The organism is Nitrosococcus wardiae (assembly GCF_004421105.1).
Lineage (GTDB): Bacteria > Pseudomonadota > Gammaproteobacteria > Nitrosococcales > Nitrosococcaceae > Nitrosococcus > Nitrosococcus wardiae.
Map to the genome: position 1 here is coordinate 2,276,220 of NZ_CP038033.1, position 24,840 is coordinate 2,301,059.

Consider the following 24,840-nt stretch of genomic DNA (forward strand, 5'->3'; position numbering starts at 1 on the left):
CTGCCATAGATGCTCCTAATAAACCCATTAGACAGGCGATGCGACTGTCTATGCCAAGGGAGCAGGCTTTGAACAGACTCACTTGGCATATGCCTTGCTATTTTTGCTAGGTAAGGACCCATAAAGGCAATACCTCGGTAGAGCCAAAGTGGGTGCTAGCCCATAGAGGGCATATCAGCCTATGCGCATCCTATCCGCGCTCCTCTGCAAAGGGAAAAGTAATTGGCGGCCACGCGCTATCTTCAGTCTAAGCGGGCCATGCACTTAACCCCATTGACTCAATTAAGGAGAAGAGAGTAAGAATACTAAAATTACTCTATTGACAGCCGCTGGTTTTTTCGCCGTCATATCAATAATTCTTCCACTCAGTACTGCGCAAGCTGCCGAATCCGTTGAGGAGAGGACCGAACAACTGGCAGAAGCCCAAGAGACGGTTAATGAGGCGGCCAAAGTTGTGCAGCAAATGAAATCCGATCCCGACTTAGTGCAGCAGATGAGAACGGCGAAAGGCATTTTTATCGTACCCAATTATGGAAGGGCCGCACTAGGCGTGGGGGGGGGGCAGGTGGTGAAGGGGTATTGCTCACACACCGTAATGGCCAATGGAGCAGCCCCATGTTCTATAATCTTGCCGCTATCAGCGCTGGAGCTGAGGCCGGTATTGAAGCGGGGCAGATTGCCATGCTCCTGATGACTGAGAAAGCCGTAGAGAGTTTTATGACCAATAATAACTTCTCTCTGAATGCTGACGCCGGGTTCACTATCATCGACTCTTCGGCACGTGCCCAAGGTTCCTTAGGTAAAGGCGATATCATTATCTGGTCTGATACCGAAGGCCTCTTTGCCGATCTCGCTATCAACGTGGAGGATATTGTCTGGGATGATGAAGAAAACGCCGCCTATTACGGCACCACAACAGTATCCCCGGCAGCCGTTGCTAAAGGCGAGATAAAAGCCAGCCAGGATGAAACGATTCATAATGTCCTGCCCTAAATTTTACTCCCCTTGAACGGCGGATAACTTTTTTCTTGTTTAAGAAGGGGCGGTGGAAAGCATATCCCTTTTCCTCTGCCCACTTCGCCTTCCCTGGCTAAAGTATTCTAGAGGGAGGGCGTTTTCCTTGGCTAAGGGATGATCCGGGAGCAGAATGGACACCGGCACGTTCTCCATGAACGGCCGTGCATATTGGGCCAATTACAGTAAACGCCGCAAGCAGCCCAAATAGGCCTCTTCCGAGGGGGGCCTACCGGTATCCTGGGCATCCCAGAGGGTTTGAGCTAGACATTCCATCATCCGATGCTCTGTCTGATGGAGATCGGGGAAGCGGGAGGCTAGGGTTTGGTAGATGCCCCGAATTCCAGGGGGACGATCCACGTTGATTTGCTCCTGGATCGAGATATGTAACGCCATGTGCAGAAAAGGATTTTCTTGCCCGTTTTGACCGGAAAACTCTTGCTCCAAGGATTCTTTGCGGTCTAGCAAGGGATAATACTCAGGATGCTGGTCGATGACCTGTCCAATGATGGCTTCCAAGGGAGAAAGGGGTTCTTGCGCGCGCTGCTTTTCCCGCACTGCGAGGAAGATTTGCCGCATTTGTTGCCGGTCTTGACTGTACATGATTTAGCTCGCTGTTTTTTTTAATCCACGGGATTCTGCTGTGGCTATCTTTTGATAATAGTCACAAAGGTCGCTGATTAAACAGTCTTGGCAGTGGGGATTGCGGGCGGTGCACACGTAGCGGCCATGGAGAATGAGCCAATGGTGGGCGTCGTGCTTAAATTCATCCGGAACTACGTGGGTCAGCATGTCCTCTACCTGGCGCGGCGTTTTACCCGGGGCCAAACCGATGCGGTTGGCCACTCGGAAAATATGGGTATCGACGGCAATAACGGGTTGGCCAAAAGCAGTGTTAAGCATGACATTGGCGGTCTTTCGTCCCACCCCGGGTAGGGCTTCTAAAGCGGCTCGTTCATTAGGCACTTGGCCACCATGCCGCTCTAGCAGAAGATGGCAGGTCTGGAGGATATTCTTCGCTTTGCTATTGAATAGGCCAATGGTCTTGATGTAACCCTTTAGTCCTTCTTCTCCCAGATCTAGGATGGCCTGGGGAGTATTGGCTACCGGAAAAAGCTTGGCGGTGGCTTTATTGACTCCTTTGTCAGTGGCTTGGGCGGACAAGATGACGGCAACGAGAAGTTCAAAGGGGGTGTGATGCTTCAGTTCCGTAGTGGGCTTAGGGTTGGCCGCCTGGAAGCGGGAGAATATTTCATGAATTTCTTCGCTATTTTTCATGGCAGGAATGGTTTTTCAAATGCGCTCGGGCAAGATACCTGCGGGTTTGGCGGCACGGCTTTTTCGGGCTGCCGCCCGTTGCGCAAGCCGGTGGTCAATGACATTTTTCAGGGCGATCAAAAGCCCGAGGCCGATAAAAGCGCCCGGTGGCAGCACGGCCATGAGAAAGCCCCGGTAATCTTCTATGAGGGTCAATTTCAAATCGCGGGCGGCTTCACCAAACATGAGATGGGCCTGGTCCAGCAAGGTTCCTTGGCCCAGGGCTTCCCGTAGGCCACCCAAGAGCACCAGCACTAGGGTAAAACCTAGGCCCATCATGAGGCCGTCGGCAAAAGCCGGCCCCACTTTTTGCCGGGAGGCAAAGGCTTCGGCGCGGCCAATAATCGCGCAATTAGTGACAATCAGCGGGATAAAAATGCCCAGAACTTTATATAAATCATAAAAATAGGCATTCATTAACAGTTCGATGGTGGTCACAATGGAGGCGATAATCAGCACGAACACCGGTAGGCGCACTTCCGTGGGAACCCAGTGGCGGATAAGGGCCACCAGGCTGTTGGAGGCCACTAAAGTTAACAAGGTGGCCAGCCCCAGACCCAGGCCGTTGATCACCGTTCCGGTGACCGCCAGCAGGGGACAGAGTCCCAGTAATTGCACCAACGCGACATTATTGTTCCATAGTCCTTCTTGGCTGATCTGACCGTAGCTAACGGGGGCTGCCATGGAAGTGTTCCTCCTCTTTGGAAAAGAGCCTATGCCGATGATTTTCGAAATACTTCAAGGTATTGCGGACTGCTTTGACGATGGCCCGGGGAGTGACGGTGGCTCCGGTAAACTGATCGAAGGTGCCACCGTCTCGCTTGACTTGCCACTTGGATTCAGGGGGATTGCCGAGGGAGCGGTTCCTAAAACCCAAGATCCACTCAGACTTTCCTTCCTCGATCTCATCCCCCAGCCCAGGGGTTTCCTTATGGGAGAGGACCCTTACCCCCGCCAGGCTGCCGTCGTAGTGGATTCCCACCAGCAGCTTAATCGCCCCATTATAACCCTCCGGCGCTACGGGCGTGAGGATCACCGCCACCGGTTGGCTATCCCGGCGGGCCCGGTAAGCCAGTATGGGATTTTCCGTTCCCAGCAGGGGGTCGCTCACTTGGAGCGTGTCTTCTAGAATAGGGTTATTGTAAGTCGTACTAGGCAAGACTGCCTCAATGGCCTGCCGTAAGGCTGCCCGTTCATTGGCTGCAATCTGTTCTCGGGTCAGGGCTTCGGTGATGGCCACGATGCCGGTCCCCACTACCCCAAAGAGGCCGAGCAGCAAGCCGACTCGGAGCATTGGGCGATTCCCCATCACGGGCGCCGGTTTTGGCCAAAAACCCGCGGCGGGGTGTAATAGTCAATGAGGGGAACCGCCATATTCATGAGCAGGACGGCAAAGGCCACGCCATCCGGGTAACCTCCCCAAGTGCGAATGATATAAGTCAGGCAGCCGATTCCGACCCCATAAAGCAAACGGCCCCGGGGTGTAGCCGCGGCGGTGACCGGATCGGTGGCAATGAAAAAGGCCCCCAGCAGGGTACCGCCACTGACAAAGTGGAGCAGGGCGGAGGGATGGGTGGTGGGATCCAGCCATTGGAAAAGCAAGGCCAGGGTCAGCAAGCTGCCCACCATGGCAAAGGGAATATGCCAACTGATCACCCGTTTATAGAGAAGCCACAGGCCTCCCAGGAGGAACCCCATATTGATCCACTCCCAACCCTTGCCTCCCAGCGTACCAAATAGGGGGTGGGTGCGGATTTCCGCCATGGGTTGACCTAGCCCCAATTGGGTTTTGGTATAGTCCAAGGGGGTTGCTCCTGAAAGGGCATCGATTGCTATTCCTTGAACAGAGGTACCGGTGAATACCCAGGTTAGACTCTCTTTCAGACTTAAAGGTTGGGCAGCCAGCTCCTGCACCGGTAGCCAGGTGGTCATTTCCTTGGGAAAGGAAATCAGCAATAGTACATAGCCGACCATGGCGGGATTGAAGGGGTTGTAGCCCAGACCTCCATAGAGATGCTTGGCAAAAATAAGGGCAAACGCAGTGCCGACGACGGGCACCCACCAGGAATTCAGGGGGGGGAGGCAAAGAGCGAGCAGAACGGCCGTCACCACCGCGCTGCCATCGGTCAAAAAGGGGGTGAGGGGTTGCTGCCGGGTGATTAACATGAGCGCTTCGGTAGCCAAAGCAGCAATGACGGCAAGGGCGATATTGATGAGGACTCCATAACCGAAATACCCCACATAGAGGGCAATGGCCGGCACCAGGGCATAAATCACCTGGAACATGAGCTGGGAAATGCCCTTTCCCTGATGGAGATGGGGGGAGCTGAAAAATTGAAACGGCATGGGTGAATATTGGTATTCTGGGATATCAGTGGCCCTATTGAGAGGGAGGCGTTTCGTCTATCGTTTTTTTCTGGGCGGTGCGTTTGGCCCGGGCCCGTTCTACTGCGGCTTGAATGGCCGCCTGCTTGTCTGTCTTACTGGCCGAAGGGGCCACAGCGGCTTTTTTGGCTTGCTGCCGGGCTGCCCTTTCTTGTTGTTCCCGTTCCCGCCGTTGGCGCCGAAACTCATACCGCTGGCGGGCCAAATCAGCTTTTTCCCGCTCCTGTTCTTGGGCCCAGATTTCACTTTTGGCGTAACGATAATAATGAACTAAGGGAATGTGGCTTGGGCAAACATAGTCACAACAGCCACATTCAATACAATCAAAAAGATGGTAATCCTGTAGTTTATCCAATTCTTTGGCCCGAGCATGCCAGTAGAGCTGTTGGGGCAGGAGCTGCACCGGGCAAACCTCCCCGCAAGCGCCACAACGAATGCAGGGCATCACCGGGGGTTGCCGGCTTCCTTCCTGAAGGCCCGCCAGCAGACAGTTGGTAGTTTTGATAACCGGCGCGGCGTCATGGTGGAGGGTGAAGCCCATCATGGGGCCGCCCATGATCAGGCGGTCGATGCAGTCAATCTCTGTATCACACTGGGTTAACAGATGGCGGATGGGGGTTCCCAACAGGACTTCTAGGTTGCGGGGGCGGGCCACGGCGCTGCCGGTGACGGTCACGATTCGGGAGATAAGGGGTTCCCCTAAGTTTATGGCTCGATGGACGGCCACTGCGGTGCCCACATTGTGGCAGACAACCCCGATATCGATGGGGAGACCGTTGCTCGGGACCTCCTGGCCGGTTAAGACCTTAATGAGCTGTTTCTCGCCTCCGGTGGGATAGCGGGTTGGAAGCGGCACGACCTCGATTCCCTCGGTCGCTGTGGCCGCCAAAGCGCGATAAGCGTCAGGCTTGTTGTCTTCAATGCCGATGAGGCAATGGCGGGCGTGGAGGGCATGGCCTATGACCCCAATCCCTTGGATAATCTCCTCGGCCCGCTCCCGCATGAGCAGGTCATCGCAGGTAATATAAGGTTCGCACTCGGCGCCATTGAGAATCAGAGTCTCAACCCGGGGCTCGGGACCGGGATTGAGCTTGATAAAGGTGGGGAAACCCGCTCCCCCTAGCCCTACGATCCCCGCCTGGCGGATCAGGTTGCGCAACTGGCTAGGATTGAGTTGCCGGTAATTTTCCACCGGCTGGCGTTCGCCCCAGGCGTCCTCGCCATCGGTTTCGATAACGATGCAAGGGGCGCTCAGACCGGAAGGATGGGGAATCGGCAAGTTGTCAATAGCCACCACTTGGCCGGAACTTGAGGCATGCACGGGGGCACTGAGGTAGCCCTGGGCGGTGGCAATGACTTGGCCCTTAAGCACCCGCTCACCGAGGTTAACCACTGGCTCCGCCGGTTCGCCAATGTGCTGTTGCAAAGGCAACACCAGTTGTTTTGGCAGCGCTGCTGGGGCAATCGGCGTTTGGGTAGAGGGGCTTTTGTGGTCAGGTAGTTTCAGGCCGCCAGGGAATGACCAAAGCCGACGTTTTTTCATGAAGCCTTTTCTCCCTGAAAGTCGCTAACTTCAGGCAAAAGAGGTTTATTCGCCTCTACCTTTTGCTGTTGGAGGGCAATGGGTAATGGCGGTTCTGTGACCTCCGGAAATGGCCACTTCCAGGTGGCTAGCTCAGGGGTGAGGGGAACCATCTCAATACAGTCCACCGGGCAGGGGGCGACGCACAGCTCACAGCCCGTGCATTCAGCCGCGATCACGGTATGGAGTTGCTTGGCCGCGCCGAGGATGGCATCCACCGGGCAAGCCTGGATGCAGAGGGTGCAGCCAATGCAGTGCTTTTCATCAATCACCGCCAGCGCTTTGGGTTTTTCTTCCTGCTCCGAATCCAGGGGTTTGGGATCGCGTCCTAATAAATCCGCTAGGGCGATGATGGTTGCCTCTCCTCCTGGAGGACAACGGTTGATATCCGCTTCCTCGGCGGCAATGGCTTGAGCATAGGGGCGGCAGCCGGGATAGCTGCACTGACCGCATTGGGTCTGGGGCAGGAGGGCGTCGATCTGATCTACTACCGGATCGCCATCCACTTTAAAGCGCAGGTTGGCATACCCCAAAAGGAGGCCAAACAGTGCCGCTAGCGCGGACAACGCCAAAATTGCAACCAGCATGGGATTATCCTTTGACCAGTCCGGAAAAGCCCATAAAGGCCATGGACATCAGCCCAGCGGTAATTAGTCCAATGGCCGGTCCCTGAAAGGGACGGGGCACTTCTGCTGCCGCAATTCGCTCCCGCAGGGCCGCAAATAAGACCAATACCAGGGAAAAACCCAGGGCGGCCCCAAAGCCATAGAGGGCTGAGGGCAAGAATCCCTGTTGATGCTGTATATTCAGCAAAGCCACTCCCAGCACTGCGCAGTTGGTGGTAATCAGGGGTAGAAAAATCCCTAATACCTGATATAAGAGCGGGCTGGTTTTATGGACCACCATTTCCGTAAATTGCACGACAAAGGCGATGGCGAGGATAAAGGCGATGGTACGCAGATACTCAATCCCCAAGGGTGCCAATAGGTATTGATTGAGCAAATAGCTACATACGGAAGAGAGGGTGAGCACAAAAGTCGTGGCTAGCCCCATTCCTATCGCGGTCTCCAGTTTCCGGGAGACGCCCATAAAGGGGCAGAGACCTAAAAACTTCACCAGCACAAAATTATTGACCAGCACTGTGCTGACTAGAATCAAAGCATACTCGGTCATGGGAAGGCTTTAAGGCTATTTGACCCGCATTCCAGGCTGTGCACCTTCATCGGGATTGAGCAGGTAAATTTCTTTACCTCCCGGGCCGGCTGCCAGGACCATGCCTTCGGAAACCCCAAAGCGCATTTTTCGTGGAGCCAAGTTAGCCACCATAATTGTGAGACGGCCGATTACGCTCTCCGGTGCGTAAGCGGCCTTGATTCCAGCAAAGACCTGGCGAGTTTCACCCCCCAAATCTAGCTCTAGGCGTAGGAGTTTATCGGCACCTTCCACCTGCTCTGCTTTAAGGATTCGGGCCACCCGCAGATCGAGTTTGGCAAAATCCTCAAACTGAATAATTTCCGCGATGGGATTTTCAGCTAAGGGGCCATTTGCTTGAGCAGGGCTTGCCTTTTTCTCCAGATGTTCTTTGGAATCCTCAACCATGGCATCGATCTTGGGTTTTTCCACACGGGTCATCAGGGGTTGAAAACGGTTAATGGTCTGACTGAGCAAAGGGGTGTTGGCATCGGACCAAGCTAGTGGGCGGCAATTGAGAAACTCTTCGGCTTTTTCTGCCATCATCGGCAAGACCGGTTTGAGATAGACCATTAACTGTCGGAAGAGGTTGAGGCCGAGGGTGCAAACCTGTTGGACTTCCTGCTCTCGCCCCGGCTCTTTGATGGCCACCCAGGGCTGACGGTCGTCAATATAGCGGTTGGCCTGGTCGGCAAGTGCCATGATTTCTCGCATGGCGTGGCCAAATTCCCGATTTTCGTAGTATTGGGCCAAGCGGTCAGCGGCTGCTGCAAACTCCTGAAATAGCGTTTCCTTGAGCAACTGGTTTGCAAGGCGGCTGTGAAAGTGTTTATTAATAAAGCCCGCGCAACGACTGGCAATATTCACCACCTTACCTACCAGATCGGCATTGACCCGAGCAGTGAAATCTTCGAAATTTAGGTCTAAATCCTCAATCCCGCTGCCTAGTTTGGCGGCAAAGTAATAACGCAGATACTCTGGGTCCAAATGGTTGAGATAAGTGCGCGCCTTGATAAAGGTTCCCCGGGATTTGGACATTTTCTGGCCATTGACCGTCAAAAAGCCATGGGCAAAGATGGCCGTGGGCAAACGAAAGTCAGCTCCATGAAGCATGGCGGGCCAGAATAAAGCATGGAAATAGAGGATATCCTTGCCAATGAAATGGTAAAGCTCGGCGATACTGTCTGGGGCCATAAAGGCGTCAAAATCAAGCCCATTGCGGTCGCACAGGTGCTTGAAGCTGGCCAGATAGCCAATCGGCGCATCGAGCCAAACATAGAAATATTTGTCGGTGGCATCAGGGATCGGGAAGCCAAAGTAGGGGGCATCGCGGGAGATATCCCAGTCCTGCAGTCCGGCCTCAAACCACTCATTTAATTTGTTGGCCATTTCATGCTGAAGATGTCCTCCCTGGGTCCACGCCTTCAGCAAAGGTTCGAAGTCGTTAAGTTTGAAAAAATAATGCTCCGATTCCCGCTCTACCGGGGGCGTTCCCGAGAGCACCGAGATGGCATCTTTCAATTCAGTGGGGGTGTAGGTCGCCCCGCAGGCTTCACAACTATCGCCGTATTGATCGGGAGCCCCGCAGCGGGGACAGGTGCCGCGAATAAACCGATCCGGCAGGAACATCTCCTTGATGGGATCATAGGCCTGTCGAACGGTGCGGGTGGTGATATGTCCTCCATCCCGGTTACGAAGATAGATCGTTTCCGAGAGGGTGCGGTTTTCTGACGAGTGGGTACTGTAGTAGTTATCAAAGCTGATAGCAAAGTCGGTAAAGTCAGCCCGATGTTCCCGGCCACATTGTTCAATCAACGCCTCGGGAGTAATCCCCTCTTGTTGGGCCCGCAGCATAATAGGCGTGCCATGGGCATCGTCAGCGCAGACGTAATAACATTCATGGCCACGCATCCGCTGGAAGCGCGCCCAGATGTCAGTTTGGATGTACTCCACTAAGTGGCCAAGGTGGATTGGGCCATTGGCGTAAGGGAGAGCGCTGGTAACGAGTATCCTACGCGGCATAAATAAATTTAATGAGGGTTAAAAAACCCCATAAGGTACCAGTTTTACTCAGTCTACGCTATCACCCTGTGGATATGACGTCCAGGGAGTACTATAGTAAAATACTCAAGAATTCATCTATCCCTATCTATTTTGTCAATTAGGGATCTGCTATAAAAGCTAAAAGTGTTCTGGAGAATATATTATGGTCACCCAAGCCCAGGTCGAAGAGACCCTAAAGAGTTATCACGACCCGTACCTGGAACAGGACCTGGTCTCTGCGAAAGCAGTGGATTCCATTGTCATTGAGGGGGATAGGGTCGACTTGAAGATCAAGCTCGGGTTTCCCGCCAAGGGTTATATTCCAGAATTAGTGGCGGCCATTCAAAAAACAACGGCCTCTTTGGAAGGTGTGGCCCATACCCAGGTAGACGTCAGTTGGGAAGTGGTTGCCCATAAAGTCCAACAGGGAGTGAAGCCCTATCCGACCATTAAGAATGTGATTGCGGTGGCCTCTGGCAAGGGAGGGGTGGGCAAATCCACGACAGCCGTTAATTTGGCGTTAGCTTTGGCGGCGGAAGGTGCCTCGGTGGGAGTATTAGATGCCGATATTTATGGCCCCAGCCAGCCCCGGATGCTAGGCGTTCAGCGCCGACCCGAATCCCGGGATGGCAAGTCTATCGAGCCCTTGATGAATTATGGGGTTCAGGCCATGTCTATTGGGTTTCTCATCGACGAAGAAGAACCCATGATTTGGCGGGGTCCCATGGTGACCTCAGCCCTGCAACAGATGTTACAGGATACTAACTGGCGGGATTTAGATTATTTGGTGGTGGATTTGCCGCCAGGGACGGGGGATACCCAGCTTACTTTGGCTCAACGGGTACCTGTCAGCGGTGCTGTAATCGTCACCACGCCCCAAGATATTGCCCTTTTAGATGCCCGTAAGGGGCTTAAGATGTTTGAGAAGGTTAATGTGCCCGTATTGGGAATCGTGGAAAACATGAGCATCCATATCTGCAGTCAGTGTGGGCATGAAGAGCCCATTTTTGGTGAAGGGGGAGGAGAGCGTATGGCAGCCCAGTACGGGGTCACCCTTTTGGGACAGCTTCCCCTGGATAAACGTATCCGTGAAGACGCCGACAATGGCCATCCCAGCGTTGTCACCGATCCGGAGGGACGTATCGCTCAGATCTATCGGGATATTGCTCGCCGGGTTGCGGCCAAGCTCTCGTTGCAGGGCAAAGACTACAGTACCAAATTTCCTAATATTGTGGTGGAGAATAGTTAATAGGTCATGGTCTCTTGCTTTTTTGGGTCCCGCCTTCTAGATAGTCATTATTATAAGTTGGCGCAGTTAACTTGAGGAGAGCAATAATGGCGACATTTATTATCTCTGGTAGCCGAGGTACTGATGACCCGACGATGGCCACTCTGCCGTTTATGGCCGCTAAGGTGGCAAAGGAAGAAGGTCATGAGGTAGTTCTCTGGTTATGGAATGAAGCGGTTACCTTGGCCCGAAAAGGTACGGCCGATCATATCACCGGGGTAAATCTAACCCCGCTTAAGGAATTGCTCGTGACGATTCAATCTCTGGATGTTCCGATTTGGGTCTGCGGTGCTTGTGCAGTAGCCCGTCAGATTGCCGAAGAGGATCTGGTCAAAGGCGCCACGGTTAAAGGGATGCCAGATTATATTAAGGCAGTCGCCGAACGGGATCGCAGCGTTGTATTTTGAGACCGTCAACTTCCATTAATTATAGAAGTTTCCTTTACTACCTTTTTATTAAAGGGAGCAGATCCTGGAATTAGGGACCCAGCCAAGTAGGTATCTGCCATCCTGTTTAATTACAGAAGTGGCTACAAGCTAATCCCTTATAATCCTTGTTGCCCGCAGTCCTGATGTCAGCGTTCCAATAAACGCCTAAGGTGCCCTGCTCGTTGGCAGGCCCAAAGGGAAGGGGGATTTAAGATGTTACGCAGGCGCATTTTGTATGCAGTACTTCTCCTTTGTATACCTCTTTCAGGGCTCATTTTATCGTGCGGGGTTGATTTTGAGAGTGGTCGCTCGGAATATACTATTCGTTATAGTCGCATTGGCCCCCTGGCCAAGTTTAATATTCCCTCTTCTGCAAGAGCTTATGGTAGCGATGGTTATTTGCTTGCTGAAGCCAAAGCGATGGATGGGATGGAAATCCCAGAGGAGGGAATACCCAGCCAAATTGTGCTCTTAGAAACCCAATATGCAGGCGGTCGTGCAGGCAAGAAGGTGGTCTACGAGGGAAAATTAATCTTTGATGCCCAAACCGGTCAACTACTCAGGGAGCAACCCCTGCAAGGGAAGAAACGATTCGAGAATGTTTTTCCCGATTGGCCCTTTATCACCCAGCCCTAGTTTTACTTTTTTGGCCTGTTATTTTCCCAATTTCCTTAAAAGCATCGCTTAGATATTCTTCTGTTTTTGCCCGGAGTCCAGAAGCTGCTGAATCGATGGGGTTGATAAGTATTGCCATCACTTTTTCTGCCATTTCTCTGGGGGAGAACCCCCCTGTTTTATCTCCAATATCCATTAATTCAAGTCGTGGCAATTTTCCCCCCAATTGAGGTCCTTTTCGGCCCGTCATTCTTGCCTGAATTTGGCCATCTTCCACGATTAACCGTCGAATCACTAATTTAATCTCTTTTTTACCGGCTTGTTTCAGTTTTGGTGGAGTAAACTGACTCCCCGTCACGATATTTTTTCTCAAGACGCTAATATTGGATTTGCCGGGCGGGTTAATTTCAAAAAGTACTTGTGGTGAGTGGATAATCACTTCGCTCAGGATGATGGGATTTTGAGTAAGGGTGGCGGTGTCAATTTTGATACTGATGGTGTCTAAGGTAATAGCGCTGGAGCCTGAAAATCCAGGTGGATTGCTAATGGTAAAATGGGATAGGGAGCCTCCACCGGCAGTAGGCGCAATTTTAACCTTAGAGACCTGTACCTTAGTTTGAGTCACCTGGGAACCATACCTTTCAATGGCAACTTTTATGAGCCCATTAAGGGAAAACCATGCATAAATAAGTACAATTGCAATAATGACAATAAAAATTACGATACTAATCAGAAGCGTTTCGCCTGTTTCCATAATATTTTCTCAGCGTCATTTTTCGGTACCAAATAGTTAGGAGACAGTAGTGAGCAGCTGGCACGCTGCGCGGACTAGGTCCCGCTCGGTGACGATCCCTAATAATTGAGTACGATTGACAACCAATAGAGAACCGGTCTCGGAGGCAAGCATAAGTTGCATTGCTTCTAGGATGGGCATATCAGAAGGGATGGTAATCGGTTTTGGATTCATCATTTCAGCCACAGGAATAGGACGGGGGGCGTCCTGTGTAGACAGGATATTATGGGCATGTAATAGCTCGTGAATGGTGAGAAGTCCAACCAATTTACCTTTTTCCGTTTCCACTGGGATGTGCCGCACATGCTTCCAGTCCATGATGCGACTCGCAAGATCAATGATATCATCAGGGCGAACGGTAAAAAGGTTTTGAGCCATGATATCGCTAACCGTGTGGGGAAGGCGGGCCGATTCACTCTGGTTTGCCACCATTAAAGGCGCCCATCGATGCACCGGTATGCCCTGTTGCTGATAGTGGAGCATTGCCAACACAGCATGGTGCAACAGGGTTGTTGAGTCTTGATGAGGGTTCTGTGCCAGTGCATTTAGCAACCAGAGGGCCCCTGTTTGGCCTTTGCGAACGCGGGCATTAAGCGTGCCTAAGTATCTTTCAAGATCCTCAGAAAGCACGCCCACCTGAGTAAGCCCCCGCCGGGCTTTAGGGATAAGCTCCTCCAACAGCAAGCTGCGCGCCCGGATGACCCGGCCGTCAAGCCAGGTAAAGCGGGCATCAAGACCCTGTTGGGCGGCCGCCAAGAAGTTGGCTCTCGCTTCATGGAAGGGTAACCGGGAAGTAAAGTCATGGTATTCCTCCGCGAGCCCTAGCATTAGCCCATAAAAAAGGGCAGCATTGGCCACTTCATCCAAGAGGGTGGGACCTGCCGGCAATACCCGGTTTTCAATGCGAAGATGAGGTTTGCCTTCAAGGATTCCATAGCAGGGTCGGTTCCAACGCCAGACCGTGCCGCTGTGAAGGGTCAAGGCGGATAATTTAGGGATGATCCCCTGCTCAATCAGCTTAAGGGGGTTAGGGTCTGGTTTGCGGGTCATGATAATAGGATACCGAGCGGCGTTGTCTTGGAAGATTTCCAGGATCGACTCTTGGACCCAGGCACTTCCAAAGCTGATCCGGGAGGGCATCCCGCGAGTGAGTTGCGGGCCGCTTCGGGTATCCAAGGCCCGTTCGAAAAGAGCTATTCGGGTTTCGTGCCAAAGCCGGTGGCCAAAGAGCACCGGTGAGTTAACCGCAGCCGCAAGCAAGGGAGCGCTGATAAGCTGTGCTAGATTGTAGTAGTAGGCTGCGTTTTCAGGTTCCACTTGCCAATGTAGTTGCAAGCTGATGTTCGCTCCCTCTAAGGCCACACTGTCATGGGTTCCCTCGTATTGGTCCGGTCCATCAATGAGCACGGATACCGGTTGCGGATGAGTATGAAAAACCGAATCATCGATCCGTTGATAGCGGGCATCGGGGGTAAGCATGTCTGGCCTGATATCTTCATGGCGCAAGGTGGGTAAGATTCCCGTGAGCAGAATCTGGGTATTCACGGCGGCGGCCGCTTCCCCAGCTTTATCGAGTCCTGCTGTTAATTCCTCTTCGAGCTGGCGCAGGAAACCTCCGCTGAGTGGCTTGGGATCTAAGTTGAACTCCAAGTTAAAGCGGGCCAATTCAGTCTTAAAGCGGGGATCGGAAAGATGGGTGAGTAATTCGGCCGCAGTGGGTGCGGCATGGGTTTTCCCATCAATCAGAAACATTTCCTGCTCCGCCCCGGTGCGGGTGATGCCTCCTTCGAACAGATGGCGTTCAATCATGACTTCAAGGGCGCGAAGATCACTTAAGATGGCTTGCATGAAAGCGCGTAATTCCTGCTTGCTGGTGCTTTTGTGAACTTCATGCTCTCCCATGGCCTTAACCTAGATTACTGTGATTCCGGGATTGACTGTAAGACTTCCCGGGCGCGGAGCTTGTGGCGTATTTTCTCAATTCGACTTCGATTAACCCCAAAATCGTAGTATCCCAAACGCGCGGCTGAACGAACAGCAATAATCCCTTGCCGTGGGCGCAGCTGAAATTCCAGGTCATCGACAAAGCGGAAAATACGGCTTCTGGCTTCTGCGTGTAGATAATGGCTAGAGGCTGAAATAATCCTTGTCCGGGGTAATGAGCTGATCACTTCTTTCAGTGCCTCCCATCCTTGGTAGGGTTCAACTTTGAGTCGATAGGGCTCGATGTAGTGTTTTTCATCTGTTGAATCGCTGCACACACAATTGGGATTACTTGGACAGGAGGATAATTTGTCATTGTGGACGCCTAGCATTTCAGATCGCTCCAGAGTACATGAAATAAGTAAGAGTGCGGCCAGAAGTATATTCATGGTGGCCATTGGGTGCCGGCCGCTGGGCTGATTCTTAAGTTTGGACGAGGATGACAGTGGAGATCTATTCATGGCCGAAAAAATTTGGATGATTGACTTAAATTCTATATCACGCCGGTTCAACCCCAAAGGATAAGCACTATCGACTTTACGCAAGATGATAACTCTGGTGTACTAGCAAGGGGTTAATTACCCATTACCTTGTGTCTAATTGGGTTCAGAAGGTTATGCCCACCACACTGGGTGACAAACTCGTCGTCGCTATCTCTTCACGGGCCTTGTTCGATCTGGATGAAAGTCATCAGGTCTTTGAGGAACAGGGGACCGATTCGTACTGTCAGTATCAGATTGAGCGGGAAGAGGTGCTTTTGGAGCCGGGGGTGGCTTTCCCGCTGGTACGGAAGCTGTTGGCCCTTAATCAGGGGCGCCCCGACCAACCACGAGTGGAAGTCATCTTGCTGTCGCGAAACAATGCAGATACGGGTCTTCGGGTATTTAATTCCATTCAACACCATAAGCTTGAGGTGACCCGGGCAGCTTTTACCTCCGGGGAAAGCCCCTATCGTTATGTTTCCGCATTCGGTGCTCATTTGTTTCTTTCTGCCGATCCCGATGATGTCAAAAAAGCGCTGGAGGCAGGGGTAGCGGCAGCCACTATTGTGCGCTCGAAAGCTAGTCTCAATGTCTACTCAGAGCAACTGCGGATTGCCTTTGACGGCGATGCTGTCCTATTTTCCGATGATGCCGAGCGGATTTTCAAGGAACAAGGTTTGACTGCTTTTCAAACCAGTGAGCAAGCCTCAGCCCGGCAGCCTCTTTCAGGAGGGCCATTCCGCAATTTCTTGGCAGCGCTACAGCGGATTCAACGGGAATACCCCCCAGAGAAATCACCTATCCGAACGGCCCTTGTTACGGCACGGGGGGCACCGGCCCATGAGCGAGTGATCCGCACTTTGCGGGCCTGGGATATTCGCATCGACGAGGCTTTATTCCTTGGTGGACTGGATAAGGGCGATTTCCTTAAGGCCTTTGGCGCCGATATCTTTTTTGATGACCAGCAGGGCCATTGCGAATCCGCCAGCCGTCACGTGACTACAGGTCATGTCCCCCACGGGGTCTCCCATCAGGGCTAGCCGCAAAAAGTAGGCCGGAATAAGGCCTTAGGGCCGTTTCCGGCATGGTTTTGTCTACTGGAAGCCAAGGGGCTCAGGCCGTCAGAATCTGTCCAATTCTGGAAAGGGGAGCTTACCCTGGTGAACATGCATGGTGCCAAATTCGGCACAGCGGTGCAAAGTAGGAATAGCTTTGCCGGGATTGAGCAGGCCCTTGGGATCAAAGGCCCCTTTGAGGGCATGAAATTGTTGCAGTTCAGCAGTGCCAAATTGGACGCACATCTGATTAATCTTTTCTATTCCTACCCCGTGTTCACCTGTAATCGTGCCACCAACGGCAACGCAAAGCTCTAGGATTTGGGCACCAAGCTGCTCAGCCCGCTCCAGCTCGCCGGGTTGATTGGCATCGTAGAGAATAAGAGGGTGCAAGTTTCCGTCACCGGCATGGAAGACGTTAGCCACAGGTAGGTTAAACTCTTGAGAGAGTTCGGTGATGCGTTCTAAGACTTGGGGTAAGCGTTTACGGGGAATGGTGCCATCCATGCAATAATAATCGGGTGCCAGGCGCCCGACGGCTGGGAAAGCGGCCTTACGCCCCTGCCATAGTTTTGCCCGTTCCTGCTTATCCTGGGCAGTCCGGATTTTTACGGCACCATAGTCCAGCAGTAATTCGCGGACCTGATAGATCTGTTGGGAAACTTCCGCATTAGTACCGTCCAGCTCACAAAGTAGAATGGCGGCCGCATCCCGAGGATAACCTGCATGGACGAAATCCTCGGCAGCCTGAATAGCCAAGTGATCCATCATCTCCAGCCCCGCGGGGATGATCCCCGCACTAATAACCCCTCCTACGGCAGCGCTTGCCTTAGCTACCTCATCAAAGGCCGCTAGAACCACCTGAGCACGCTCGGGGAGAGGTAAAAGCTTTACCGTGACTTCGACGATAACTCCGAGTAACCCTTCTGACCCTGTCATCAGGGCCAGCAAATCATAGCCTGGGGAGTCCAAGGTTTCACCCCCCAGTGAAATCTGTTCTCCATCCATGGTCAGAATTTTTAGGGCTAAGATATTATGGACAGTCAGGCCATATTTGAGGCAGTGGACGCCGCCGGAATTTTCTGCCACGTTGCCCCCAATGGTGCAGGCAATTTGGGAGGACGGATCAGGGGCATAATAGAGTCCATCGGGTGCAGCAGCTTCAGAAATGGCAAGGTTCCGCACCCCCGGTTGCACGCGGGCCGTGCGATTGATAGGGTCGATGGCAAGGATCTTGTTAAATTTAGCAAGGCTGAGCAAAACACCGTTTTGTAAGGGTAAGGCACCACCGGAAAGGCCGGTACCCGCACCTCGTGCCACCACGGGAATATCCCAAGCATGGCAAATTTGGAGGATTTTTTGGGCCTGTTCAACGGTTTCCGGCAGTACTGCCAGCCAGGGAAGGGCGCGATAGGCAGAGAGTCCATCGCACTCATAGGGGTATAGATCTTCCTCCTCAGAGAGGATGGCTTCTGGAGGGAGAAAAGTGCCAAATTCTTTAATGAGATCTCCCTTGGGAATGCCAGGGGCGAGGGTTTCTTGAGCTGATGAAGGCAAACTTTAGGTTCCTATATGACAATCCACTTCCAATCCTAAATCATAGCATTTTACTATAGCTAAGCTAAGTATGTCCGAGCAGAATGAGCATGGATCATTCGAACTCTAGCATTCTTCGCCTGGTGGGGAAAGGCAAAAGGATGGGGACTCTTGATGCCCGTGCCCGCCATGTCCTTGAGCAGTTGGAAATCTGTACGGACCGGTTTTGGGGCGTATCCGAACCCCCTTATGCCCAGAAGCTGGAGACCAAGTGCCAGCTATTATCGTTAGTCTATTCCGCTTTTGAGGTCAGATGTCAGCAGTTACAGTTGGTGGCGCCACCGCTAGAAATGCTATGGCGGGTTTATCTCCCCTTGGCGCAATGGATAGTGGCGCAAGGGGAAAGAGCTCCAATGGAGGTGTTTGTGCTGGGGGTAAATGGGGCTCAGGGGTCTGGAAAGTCCACCCTTTGCAGTTTACTTCAGGTTATTCTTGAGATTGGTTTTGGACAGCGGGTAGCGATTTTGTCCATTGATGATTTTTATCTTAGCCGGGCCGAGCGCCAACATTTAGCGGACCAAGTCCACCCCCTATTGGTTACCCGGGGAGTGCCTGGCACTCACGATGTGCCCTTGGCCATTGACGTTTTAAAGTCCTTGCAAGGGGCGAACCAAGAGACTTCAACGCCATTACCGGTTTTTGACAAGGCGCTCGATGATCCCCTACCGCGGGAAAAGTGGCCCGCTTTTCAGGGAAAGCCGGATGTTATTTTATTCGAGGGATGGTGTGTGGGGGCCAAGCCTGAGCCTGAGCAGCGTTTAGCAAGGCCAGTGAATACTCTGGAGGCGGAGGAGGACGTTGATGGGGTGTGGCGAGGTTATGTCAACCAGGTATTAGGAAGCCAGTATAGGCGACTGTTCGGTTTGCTAGATGGGTTACTCTTTCTTAAGATACCTGAGTTTGAGGTAGTTTATACTCAGCGATTGGAGCAAGAACAGCAACTTGCGCAAGCACTTCGGCAGGGGCGGATAGGTAGAGCAGGTCGGCGTGCGATGAGTATGCCGGAACTTCGACGCTTTATTATGCATTTTCAACGGTTGACGGAGTACCTGTTGGAGGAGATGCCGGGGCGGGCCGATCTCGTGCTTGAAATTGACGAACATCGTCAATTTCAAGGGGTTACCCAAAAGGATCTTTTTCCGTCCTAAAAGAAATAGCGGGTGATGGCAGGGCCGACTTGGTATTTATAGCCATCATCGGTAGACTATCCAGCCCATTATGCATGAGGAGTAGGGTGATTTTTGAGGTCGGGGACTCATTGGCTTTGCCATCGCTGCTGTTTTCCAGTATCGAGGAGCAGCCAGCCTGGATTTTTTACCACTAAAACACAAAAGGACACGAAGGTGAAGGAATCTCACTCGGTTGGGAGAAACTGATGGAGATGCTCGTTGCTCATGAAGCCAACTATTTTTATCTATTTAAGTTTTTGATTTTTTTTTGTGGTGATCTCATGAATTATTCAGGTTAGAGCCTGATTATTGCTCGTCCCCGAGGATACCGCTGACCTAACCCAATCTGTAGCGATTATTATTTTTAGAGGAGAGTCCATGTCCATCACTTCCTTTTATCCCCCTGTCCGTATCCTCATGGGGCCGGGGCCCTCGGATGTGAATCCACGCATTCTTGAAGCCATGTCCCGGCCCACTATCGGCCATTTAGATCCTATTTTTATTACCATGATGGATGAGATGAAGGGCCTATTACAATATGCCTTTCAAACCAAAAACGAATTGACTTTCTCTGTTTCTGCGCCGGGCAGTGCAGGAATGGAAACTTGCTTTGTGAATTTGCTAGAGCCTGGCGATAAGGTGATCATCTGCCAAAATGGCGTATTTGGTGGGCGGATGAAGGAAAATGCCGAGCGTTGCGGCGCTGTCCCTATCCTGGTCCAGGATCCCTGGGGTGCGGCAGTGGACCCGCATAAACTGGAAGAGGCCCTTAAATCCCACCCAGACGCCAAGGTAGTGGCTTTTGTCCATGCGGAAACTTCTACCGGTGCCTGTTCTGATGTAAAGACTCTGGTGGAAATCGCGCATCGTAATGATTGTTTGACGATAGTGGATACGGTGACCTCTCTGGGAGGTAGTCCCCTGAAAGTGGATGAGTGGGGTATTGATGCAGTTTACTCCGGGAGTCAAAAATGCCTTTCCTGTACGCCGGGGTTGTCGCCAGTAAGCTTTAATGAGCGTGCTGCTGAGCGGATCCGGACTCGGCAGACCAAGGTGCAGAGCTGGTTTCTTGACTTGAATCTGGTGATGGGTTACTGGGGAGGGGGCGGCAAACGGGCTTATCACCACACTGCACCGATAAATGCCCTCTATGGACTGCATGAGGCTTTGGTGTTGTTGCAAGAAGAAGGATTGGAAAAAGCCTGGGAGCGGCATCAGCGCAACCATCAAGCACTGGGTGCGGGTATCGAAGCGATGGGATTACGGTTTGTCGTTAAGGAGGAGGAGCGCCTCCCTCAGCTTAACGCAATTGCGATTCCTGAAGGCATTGACGATGCTACAGTGCGGACTCGGCTGCTGCAAGAATATGGGTTAGAAATTGGTGCAGGACTAGGTGAAATGGCGGGAAAGATTTGGCGTGTTGGCCTGATGGGTTATGGCTCTAATCCACGCAATGTCCTGGTTTTCCTGGGTGCGCTGGAAGCTGTGCTCCACGACCTGGGAGCTGATATTGAGCCAGGGGTCGCCGTCAGAGCGGCCCGGGCAGTTTGGTAATCTGTCCAATATTTGCCTTTCCAAGCCATAATGGGAAACAGTTGCCAGCAACGGGTTTCCGGTTTGCGCGCCTCTCCATTCCAGGTGAGCTACGAAAATACGGCGTGTATTCCAACCCTGCTGAAGGAAGAAGATCTCTTGGTGCTTATTTCCTTTGGCCAAGAGGTCAGGGGTGGGGGAGGGGATCCGCGTCTAGTGACCGTGGAACTGCCGGAACTGGGTGGGGAGTCCACCCTAGAAGTTTGGCGTGCCCCCTGTGCGCCGGAGACGGGCTATGACGGGGAGATCCGCTACAGCCGGACGGATGCGGTGTTGTTTGGTTGCTTACCCTTTGAAGAAGGACGTGTTCCAGGGATGGAGCAGGCCACTTATTATGCCTACCGCTCAATTCTGGCTTGTCAGCAGCGCCTCGGCTATCCTTATTTGCTACGGACATGGAATTATCTTCCGGATATTCACCGGGAAGAGGGGGGGTTGGAGCGCTATCGGGCCTTCTGCTTAGGACGTCACCGAATCCTAGAAACGACTCCAAACTTTGAACACCACTTGGTGGCGGCTACCGCCATGGGAACCCGTACTTCCCAGGGGCTCATCTATTTTTTGGCCGCGCTTGAACCCGGGGTTCGGGTAGAAAACCCGCGCCAGGTCAGCGCTTTCCACTATCCCTCTCGCTATGCTCCCCGCAGCCCCTCCTTCTCCCGGGCCACCTTAAAATCTTGGGGAAGCGAGGCCCATCTCTACATTTCCGGGACGGCCAGTATTGTGGGACACGAAACCCAGCATGTGGGGAATCCTTCGGCCCAGCTTGATGAGATCCTCAATAATTTGCAAGCACTGGCAGATAATGCCCGCTGTTTACATGGATTAAAAATTCAAGCCCTCAACGAGCTTAGCTTACTGAAGGTTTATTTGCGGCAGGGAGTGGATAGGGCCTCTATCGCCCAACGCCTGCAACAACGCCTCGGTGGTGGTGTGCCCACTTTGTTTCTCCAGGGGGATATCTGCAGGAACGATCTATTGCTGGAAATTGAAGCCTTCCATGCGGGAGCAATAGAATCTCCTGATGAGACGCCCAGGGAATAATTCCTGTTCTGAGGGATTGGGATAACTTTTAATCGGTAAGTAATATTTCTAATAGGCGACTGTAAATTTGCGATAGCCGCTCCAGATCAGCGACCGCAACGCATTCGTTCACCTTGTGAATGGTGGCGTTGACGGGCCCCAGCTCCACTACCTGAGCCCCTGTGGGGGCGATAAATCTTCCATCTGAAGTTCCACCGGTCGTTGAAAATTCTGTTTCAAGACCGGTGATATCCCCTATCGCCTGGGAGACTGCCCTCATCAAGTTGCCTGGTGCTGTGCGGAAAGGTTTGCCAGAGAGGGTCCACTCTAACTCATAATTCAAATTATGCTGGGACAGTATTGCTTCCACTTGTTGTTGCAGCTGTTGATGGGTCACTTCCGTGGAATAGCGGAAATTAAATAGAATTTCCACCTCTCCGGGAATGACATTAGTCGCCCCTGTTCCCCCATGGATGTTTGAGACTTGAAAAGTAGTGGGGGGGAAATCCTCATTGCCCCGATCCCATTCTCTAGCGCAGAGGGTTACTAGCACCGGGGTCAGCCCATGGATGGGGTTGTCGGCCAGATGGGGATAGGCCACATGACCTTGGGTTCCGTGTACAAGCAGACGGCCACTAAGGGAGCCCCGCCGGCCATTTTTGACCATATCTCCCACCCGCTCACGGCTAGTGGGTTCTCCTACCAGGCAGTAGTCGATTTTTTCACCCCGGGCTTCCAGGGTTTCCACGACCTTGACGGTCCCATTCACTGCCTGGCCTTCTTCGTCGCTGGTGAGAAGAAAAGCGATAGATCCTAAGTGATCTGGATGGACAGTAATAAAGCGTTCGCTGGCGGTGACCATGGCGGCCAGGCTGCCTTTCATATCGGCAGCGCCGCGGCCATACAGCATTTCATCCCGGATCTCAGGCTTAAAGGGGTCAATCAACCATTGCTCTGCTGGCCCAGGAGGGACCACATCGGTGTGGCCAGCAAATACAAACACGGGTGATTTTTGCCCCCGCCGCAACCAAATATTGTCTACCTCACCAAAGGGTAGCCGCTCACCCCGGAACCCAAGGGCCTCGAGGCGTTCAGCCAGAAGGGGCTGGCAGCCGGCATCCTGGGGGGTAATCGAGGCGCAAGCAATCAATTTTTTCGCAAGTTCTAGGATAGCGGACATAGAGATTTCTAGGTTAAATATTCCGCAGCAGGTCGTTGATGCCTACTTTGCTGCGAGTTTTTTCGTCGACTCGTTTCGCAATAACCGCACAATAAAGACTGTATTTACCCTCTTGAGAAGGCAAATTACCGGGTACTACCACTGAGCCGGCGGGAACACGACCGTAGCTGATTTCATCCGTTTCTCGGTTGTAAATCTTGGTGCTTTGGCCAATAAATACCCCCATGGAAATTACCGAACCTTCTTCTACAATAACGCCCTCCACAATTTCGGAGCGGGCGCCTATGAAGCAGTTATCTTCAATAATGGTGGGCTTGGCTTGCAGGGGTTCTAGCACTCCCCCAATGCCTACTCCGCCAGAAAGATGAACATTTTTCCCAATTTGGGCGCAAGAGCCCACGGTGGCCCAGGTATCTACCATGGTGCCCTGGTCCACATAGGCCCCGATGTTGACATAGGAAGGCATCAGCACCACGCTGGGTGCAATGAAGGCGCCTTTGCGAACGGAAGCAGGCGGTACGACCCGGACTCCATCCTGACGGAAGTCCCGGGAGCTATAATCGGCATACTTGGAGGGGACCTTATCAAAGTAATTGGTATAGCCCCCTTTTACAAAAACATTATCCGACAAACGGAACGAGAGCAGGACCGCTTTTTTAAGCCATTCATTCACCACCCATTCGCCGTTTTGCTTTTCTGCTACCCTAACTTCCCCCGTATCCAGCCGATGTAAGGCTTCTTCTACCGCATCCTTAACCAGGGTTTCCGCTTTGCGAGGGTTAATCTCAGCGCGACGCTCGAAAGCTTCTTCAATAATTGTGTGGATGTCACTCATGAGCTACTCCATTATTAATCATTTAAATCGTATTGATAAAATTTCTGATCCGCCACGCGGCTTCAACGCATTCATCATGGGGGGCGACGAGGGCCAAACGGATTCGTTGCTCTCCTGGATTAGCCCCGTTGGCTTCTCGGGCCAGGAAGCGCCCAGGCAATACCAAGACATTTTCCTGTTGGTACAGTCCGCGGGCAAAATCAGGATCAGCAATTGGGGTTTTCGGCCAGAGATAAAATCCTGCCATGGGAGAAGAGAGAGACAGGGCAGAACCTAGAACATCAAGGACGGCAGAAAATTTTTCCCGGTAGCGGCGGCGGTTTTCTATCACATGGTGCTCGTCATTCCAAGCAGCGATACTGGCCGCTTGGGTTGGAGGGGGCATGGCGCAACCATGATAGGTGCGGTAGCGCAAGAATTGCTTGATGAGCTGACTGTCACCGGCCACAAAACCTGAGCGCAGTCCGGGCGCGTTGGAGCGTTTGGAGAGACTATGAAAGACCAAGCAGCGATGGAAATCATTCAAGCCACTTTGGGCGGCTGCCTGCAATAGGCCTGGTGGAGGGGCGCTCTCATCAAAATAGATTTCAGAATAGCATTCGTCCGCAGCGATAATAAAATCAAAACGCTGAGACAGTTCAATAAGTTCGGTTAGTGTGTCTAGGTCCAAGACGGCCCCGGTGGGGTTACCGGGCGAGCAGAGATAGAGAAGTTGACAGCGTTGCCACACCTGTTGGGGTACAGCACGATAATCAGGGACAAAATGATTTTCGGCGGTACAGTTAACATAATAGGGTTGAGCACCGGCAAGCAAGGCGGCCCCTTCATAAATTTGGTAAAAGGGATTAGGTATGATTACCACCGGGGCCTTGCTAGAATCGATTGTGCACTGGGCAATGGCAAACAGGGCTTCGCGGGTTCCATTGACCGGGAGGATATGGCGTTCAGGGTCGATCGCCTCGACAGGCAAATGAAACCGCCCGGTGAGCCAGGCGGCGATGGTTTCTCGAAAGGCTGCCGTCCCTCGGGTGGTGGGATAAGTGGCTAAGCCATGCAGGTGGCTGATAACCGCTTCAACGATCAAGCCAGGCGTGGCATGCTTAGGCTCGCCGATGGAAAGGGCAAGGGGAGATTTTGAAGACGATGGCACCACCTCCTTGAACAGTTGGGCTAAGCGCTCGAAGGGATAAGCTTGGAGTTGGTTGAGATCCGGATTGGTCATTTTGAAGACTGAAGATCATGCAGCGAGGGTGGGTAGTATAAGCGAT

At 52.6% G+C, this 24,840-nt stretch carries 24 protein-coding genes; 8 read left to right on the top strand and 16 right to left on the bottom strand.

All coding sequences use genetic code 11. The features are described 5' to 3' along the window. The first annotated feature begins 579 nt into the window (after nt 1-579). Nucleotides 580-993, top strand: coding sequence for a lipid-binding SYLF domain-containing protein (locus E3U44_RS11035; RefSeq protein WP_134358242.1), 414 nt, complete (start codon nt 580-582; stop codon nt 991-993). A gap of 201 nt (nt 994-1,194) precedes the next feature. On the opposite strand, the gene E3U44_RS11040 is transcribed toward E3U44_RS11035, so the two are convergent. Genes E3U44_RS11040 through metG form a run of 9 tightly spaced genes read right to left on the bottom strand, consistent with a single transcriptional unit; the run spans nt 1,195 to nt 9,511 of the window. Further along, on the bottom strand, nt 1,195-1,617 hold the full coding sequence (locus E3U44_RS11040; RefSeq protein ID WP_134358244.1) for a DUF1841 family protein: 423 nt from the start codon (nt 1,615-1,617) through the stop codon (nt 1,195-1,197). Nucleotides 1,618-1,620: 3 nt separating this feature from the next. Then, on the bottom strand, nt 1,621-2,292 hold the full coding sequence (gene nth, locus E3U44_RS11045; protein ID WP_134358245.1) for an endonuclease III: 672 nt from the start codon (nt 2,290-2,292) through the stop codon (nt 1,621-1,623). Between the two features lie 15 nt (nt 2,293-2,307). Further along, nucleotides 2,308-3,015 (bottom strand): electron transport complex subunit E, encoded by a 708-nt coding sequence (locus tag E3U44_RS11050; RefSeq protein WP_134358246.1) that lies wholly within the window; start codon nt 3,013-3,015, stop codon nt 2,308-2,310. Then, nucleotides 2,999-3,625, bottom strand: coding sequence for an electron transport complex subunit RsxG (rsxG, locus tag E3U44_RS11055; RefSeq protein ID WP_134358248.1), 627 nt, complete (start codon nt 3,623-3,625; stop codon nt 2,999-3,001). The genes E3U44_RS11050 and rsxG overlap by 17 nt, the downstream gene beginning before the upstream one ends. 14 nt (nt 3,626-3,639) lie before the next feature. Then, nucleotides 3,640-4,677 carry an electron transport complex subunit RsxD gene (gene rsxD / locus E3U44_RS11060; protein WP_134358250.1) on the bottom strand — a complete coding sequence of 346 codons (1,038 nt, stop codon included), beginning with the start codon at nt 4,675-4,677 and terminating at the stop codon, nt 3,640-3,642. 34 nt (nt 4,678-4,711) lie between these two features. Continuing rightward, a complete protein-coding gene (rsxC, locus tag E3U44_RS11065; RefSeq protein WP_134358252.1) occupies nt 4,712-6,259 on the bottom strand; it encodes an electron transport complex subunit RsxC in 1,548 nt (515 codons plus the stop codon). Next, nucleotides 6,256-6,885 (bottom strand): electron transport complex subunit RsxB, encoded by a 630-nt coding sequence (rsxB, locus tag E3U44_RS11070; RefSeq protein WP_134358254.1) that lies wholly within the window; start codon nt 6,883-6,885, stop codon nt 6,256-6,258. The genes rsxC and rsxB overlap by 4 nt, the downstream gene beginning before the upstream one ends. 4 nt (nt 6,886-6,889) lie before the next feature. Further along, nucleotides 6,890-7,471: an electron transport complex subunit RsxA gene (rsxA, locus tag E3U44_RS11075; protein ID WP_134358256.1), complete on the bottom strand. Its 582-nt coding sequence runs from the start codon at nt 7,469-7,471 to the stop codon at nt 6,890-6,892. A gap of 15 nt (nt 7,472-7,486) precedes the next feature. Beyond that, a complete protein-coding gene (gene metG, locus E3U44_RS11080) occupies nt 7,487-9,511 on the bottom strand; it encodes a methionine--tRNA ligase (RefSeq protein WP_134358258.1) in 2,025 nt (674 codons plus the stop codon). A gap of 184 nt (nt 9,512-9,695) precedes the next feature. On the opposite strand from metG, the gene apbC reads away from it, so the two are divergent. From apbC to E3U44_RS20005, 3 genes are all read left to right on the top strand, one after another. Continuing rightward, the gene (gene apbC / locus E3U44_RS11085; RefSeq protein ID WP_134358260.1) at nt 9,696-10,781 is read left to right on the top strand and encodes an iron-sulfur cluster carrier protein ApbC; all 1,086 of its coding nucleotides are present in this window, start codon (nt 9,696-9,698) and stop codon (nt 10,779-10,781) included. 86 nt (nt 10,782-10,867) lie between these two features. Next, nucleotides 10,868-11,227, top strand: coding sequence for a DsrE family protein (locus E3U44_RS11090; protein ID WP_134358262.1), 360 nt, complete (start codon nt 10,868-10,870; stop codon nt 11,225-11,227). A gap of 234 nt (nt 11,228-11,461) precedes the next feature. Next, nucleotides 11,462-11,884: a hypothetical protein gene (locus tag E3U44_RS20005; RefSeq protein ID WP_240761390.1), complete on the top strand. Its 423-nt coding sequence runs from the start codon at nt 11,462-11,464 to the stop codon at nt 11,882-11,884. On the opposite strand, the gene E3U44_RS11100 is transcribed toward E3U44_RS20005, so the two are convergent. The 3 genes from E3U44_RS11100 to E3U44_RS11110 are packed head-to-tail and all read right to left on the bottom strand — an operon-like array spanning nt 11,871 to nt 14,971. Further along, on the bottom strand, nt 11,871-12,617 hold the full coding sequence (locus tag E3U44_RS11100) for a DUF748 domain-containing protein (RefSeq protein WP_134358264.1): 747 nt from the start codon (nt 12,615-12,617) through the stop codon (nt 11,871-11,873). The genes E3U44_RS20005 and E3U44_RS11100 overlap by 14 nt on opposite strands. Before the next feature lie 36 nt (nt 12,618-12,653). Then, entirely contained in the window at nt 12,654-14,558 is a 1,905-nt protein-coding gene (locus E3U44_RS11105; RefSeq protein WP_134358266.1) for a glutamate-cysteine ligase family protein, read from the bottom strand. Between the two features lie 14 nt (nt 14,559-14,572). Further along, on the bottom strand, nt 14,573-14,971 hold the full coding sequence (locus E3U44_RS11110; protein WP_134358268.1) for a DUF1499 domain-containing protein: 399 nt from the start codon (nt 14,969-14,971) through the stop codon (nt 14,573-14,575). Between the two features lie 284 nt (nt 14,972-15,255). On the opposite strand from E3U44_RS11110, the gene E3U44_RS11115 reads away from it, so the two are divergent. Next, on the top strand, nt 15,256-16,161 hold the full coding sequence (locus tag E3U44_RS11115; protein ID WP_134358269.1) for a 5'-nucleotidase: 906 nt from the start codon (nt 15,256-15,258) through the stop codon (nt 16,159-16,161). A gap of 81 nt (nt 16,162-16,242) precedes the next feature. On the opposite strand, the gene E3U44_RS11120 is transcribed toward E3U44_RS11115, so the two are convergent. Then, on the bottom strand, nt 16,243-17,733 hold the full coding sequence (locus E3U44_RS11120; protein WP_134358270.1) for an FAD-linked oxidase C-terminal domain-containing protein: 1,491 nt from the start codon (nt 17,731-17,733) through the stop codon (nt 16,243-16,245). 89 nt (nt 17,734-17,822) lie between these two features. On the opposite strand from E3U44_RS11120, the gene E3U44_RS11125 reads away from it, so the two are divergent. The 3 genes from E3U44_RS11125 to E3U44_RS11135 all read left to right on the top strand — a co-directional run bounded on the left by E3U44_RS11125 (nt 17,823) and on the right by E3U44_RS11135 (nt 21,578). Beyond that, a complete protein-coding gene (locus E3U44_RS11125; RefSeq protein WP_240761391.1) occupies nt 17,823-18,920 on the top strand; it encodes a kinase in 1,098 nt (365 codons plus the stop codon). A gap of 399 nt (nt 18,921-19,319) precedes the next feature. Beyond that, nucleotides 19,320-20,495, top strand: coding sequence for a pyridoxal-phosphate-dependent aminotransferase family protein (locus tag E3U44_RS11130; RefSeq protein ID WP_134358273.1), 1,176 nt, complete (start codon nt 19,320-19,322; stop codon nt 20,493-20,495). Between the two features lie 30 nt (nt 20,496-20,525). Then, nucleotides 20,526-21,578 (top strand): chorismate transformation FkbO/Hyg5 family protein, encoded by a 1,053-nt coding sequence (locus tag E3U44_RS11135; protein ID WP_134358275.1) that lies wholly within the window; start codon nt 20,526-20,528, stop codon nt 21,576-21,578. Between the two features lie 28 nt (nt 21,579-21,606). On the opposite strand, the gene dapE is transcribed toward E3U44_RS11135, so the two are convergent. The 3 genes from dapE to dapC are packed head-to-tail and all read right to left on the bottom strand — an operon-like array spanning nt 21,607 to nt 24,794. After that, entirely contained in the window at nt 21,607-22,737 is a 1,131-nt protein-coding gene (gene dapE, locus E3U44_RS11140; RefSeq protein ID WP_134358276.1) for a succinyl-diaminopimelate desuccinylase, read from the bottom strand. Between the two features lie 13 nt (nt 22,738-22,750). Beyond that, a complete protein-coding gene (gene dapD / locus E3U44_RS11145; RefSeq protein WP_134358277.1) occupies nt 22,751-23,572 on the bottom strand; it encodes a 2,3,4,5-tetrahydropyridine-2,6-dicarboxylate N-succinyltransferase in 822 nt (273 codons plus the stop codon). A 22-nt stretch (nt 23,573-23,594) separates the two neighbouring features. Then, the gene (gene dapC / locus E3U44_RS11150; protein WP_134358278.1) at nt 23,595-24,794 is read right to left on the bottom strand and encodes a succinyldiaminopimelate transaminase; all 1,200 of its coding nucleotides are present in this window, start codon (nt 24,792-24,794) and stop codon (nt 23,595-23,597) included. Nucleotides 24,795-24,840: the final 46 nt, after the last annotated feature.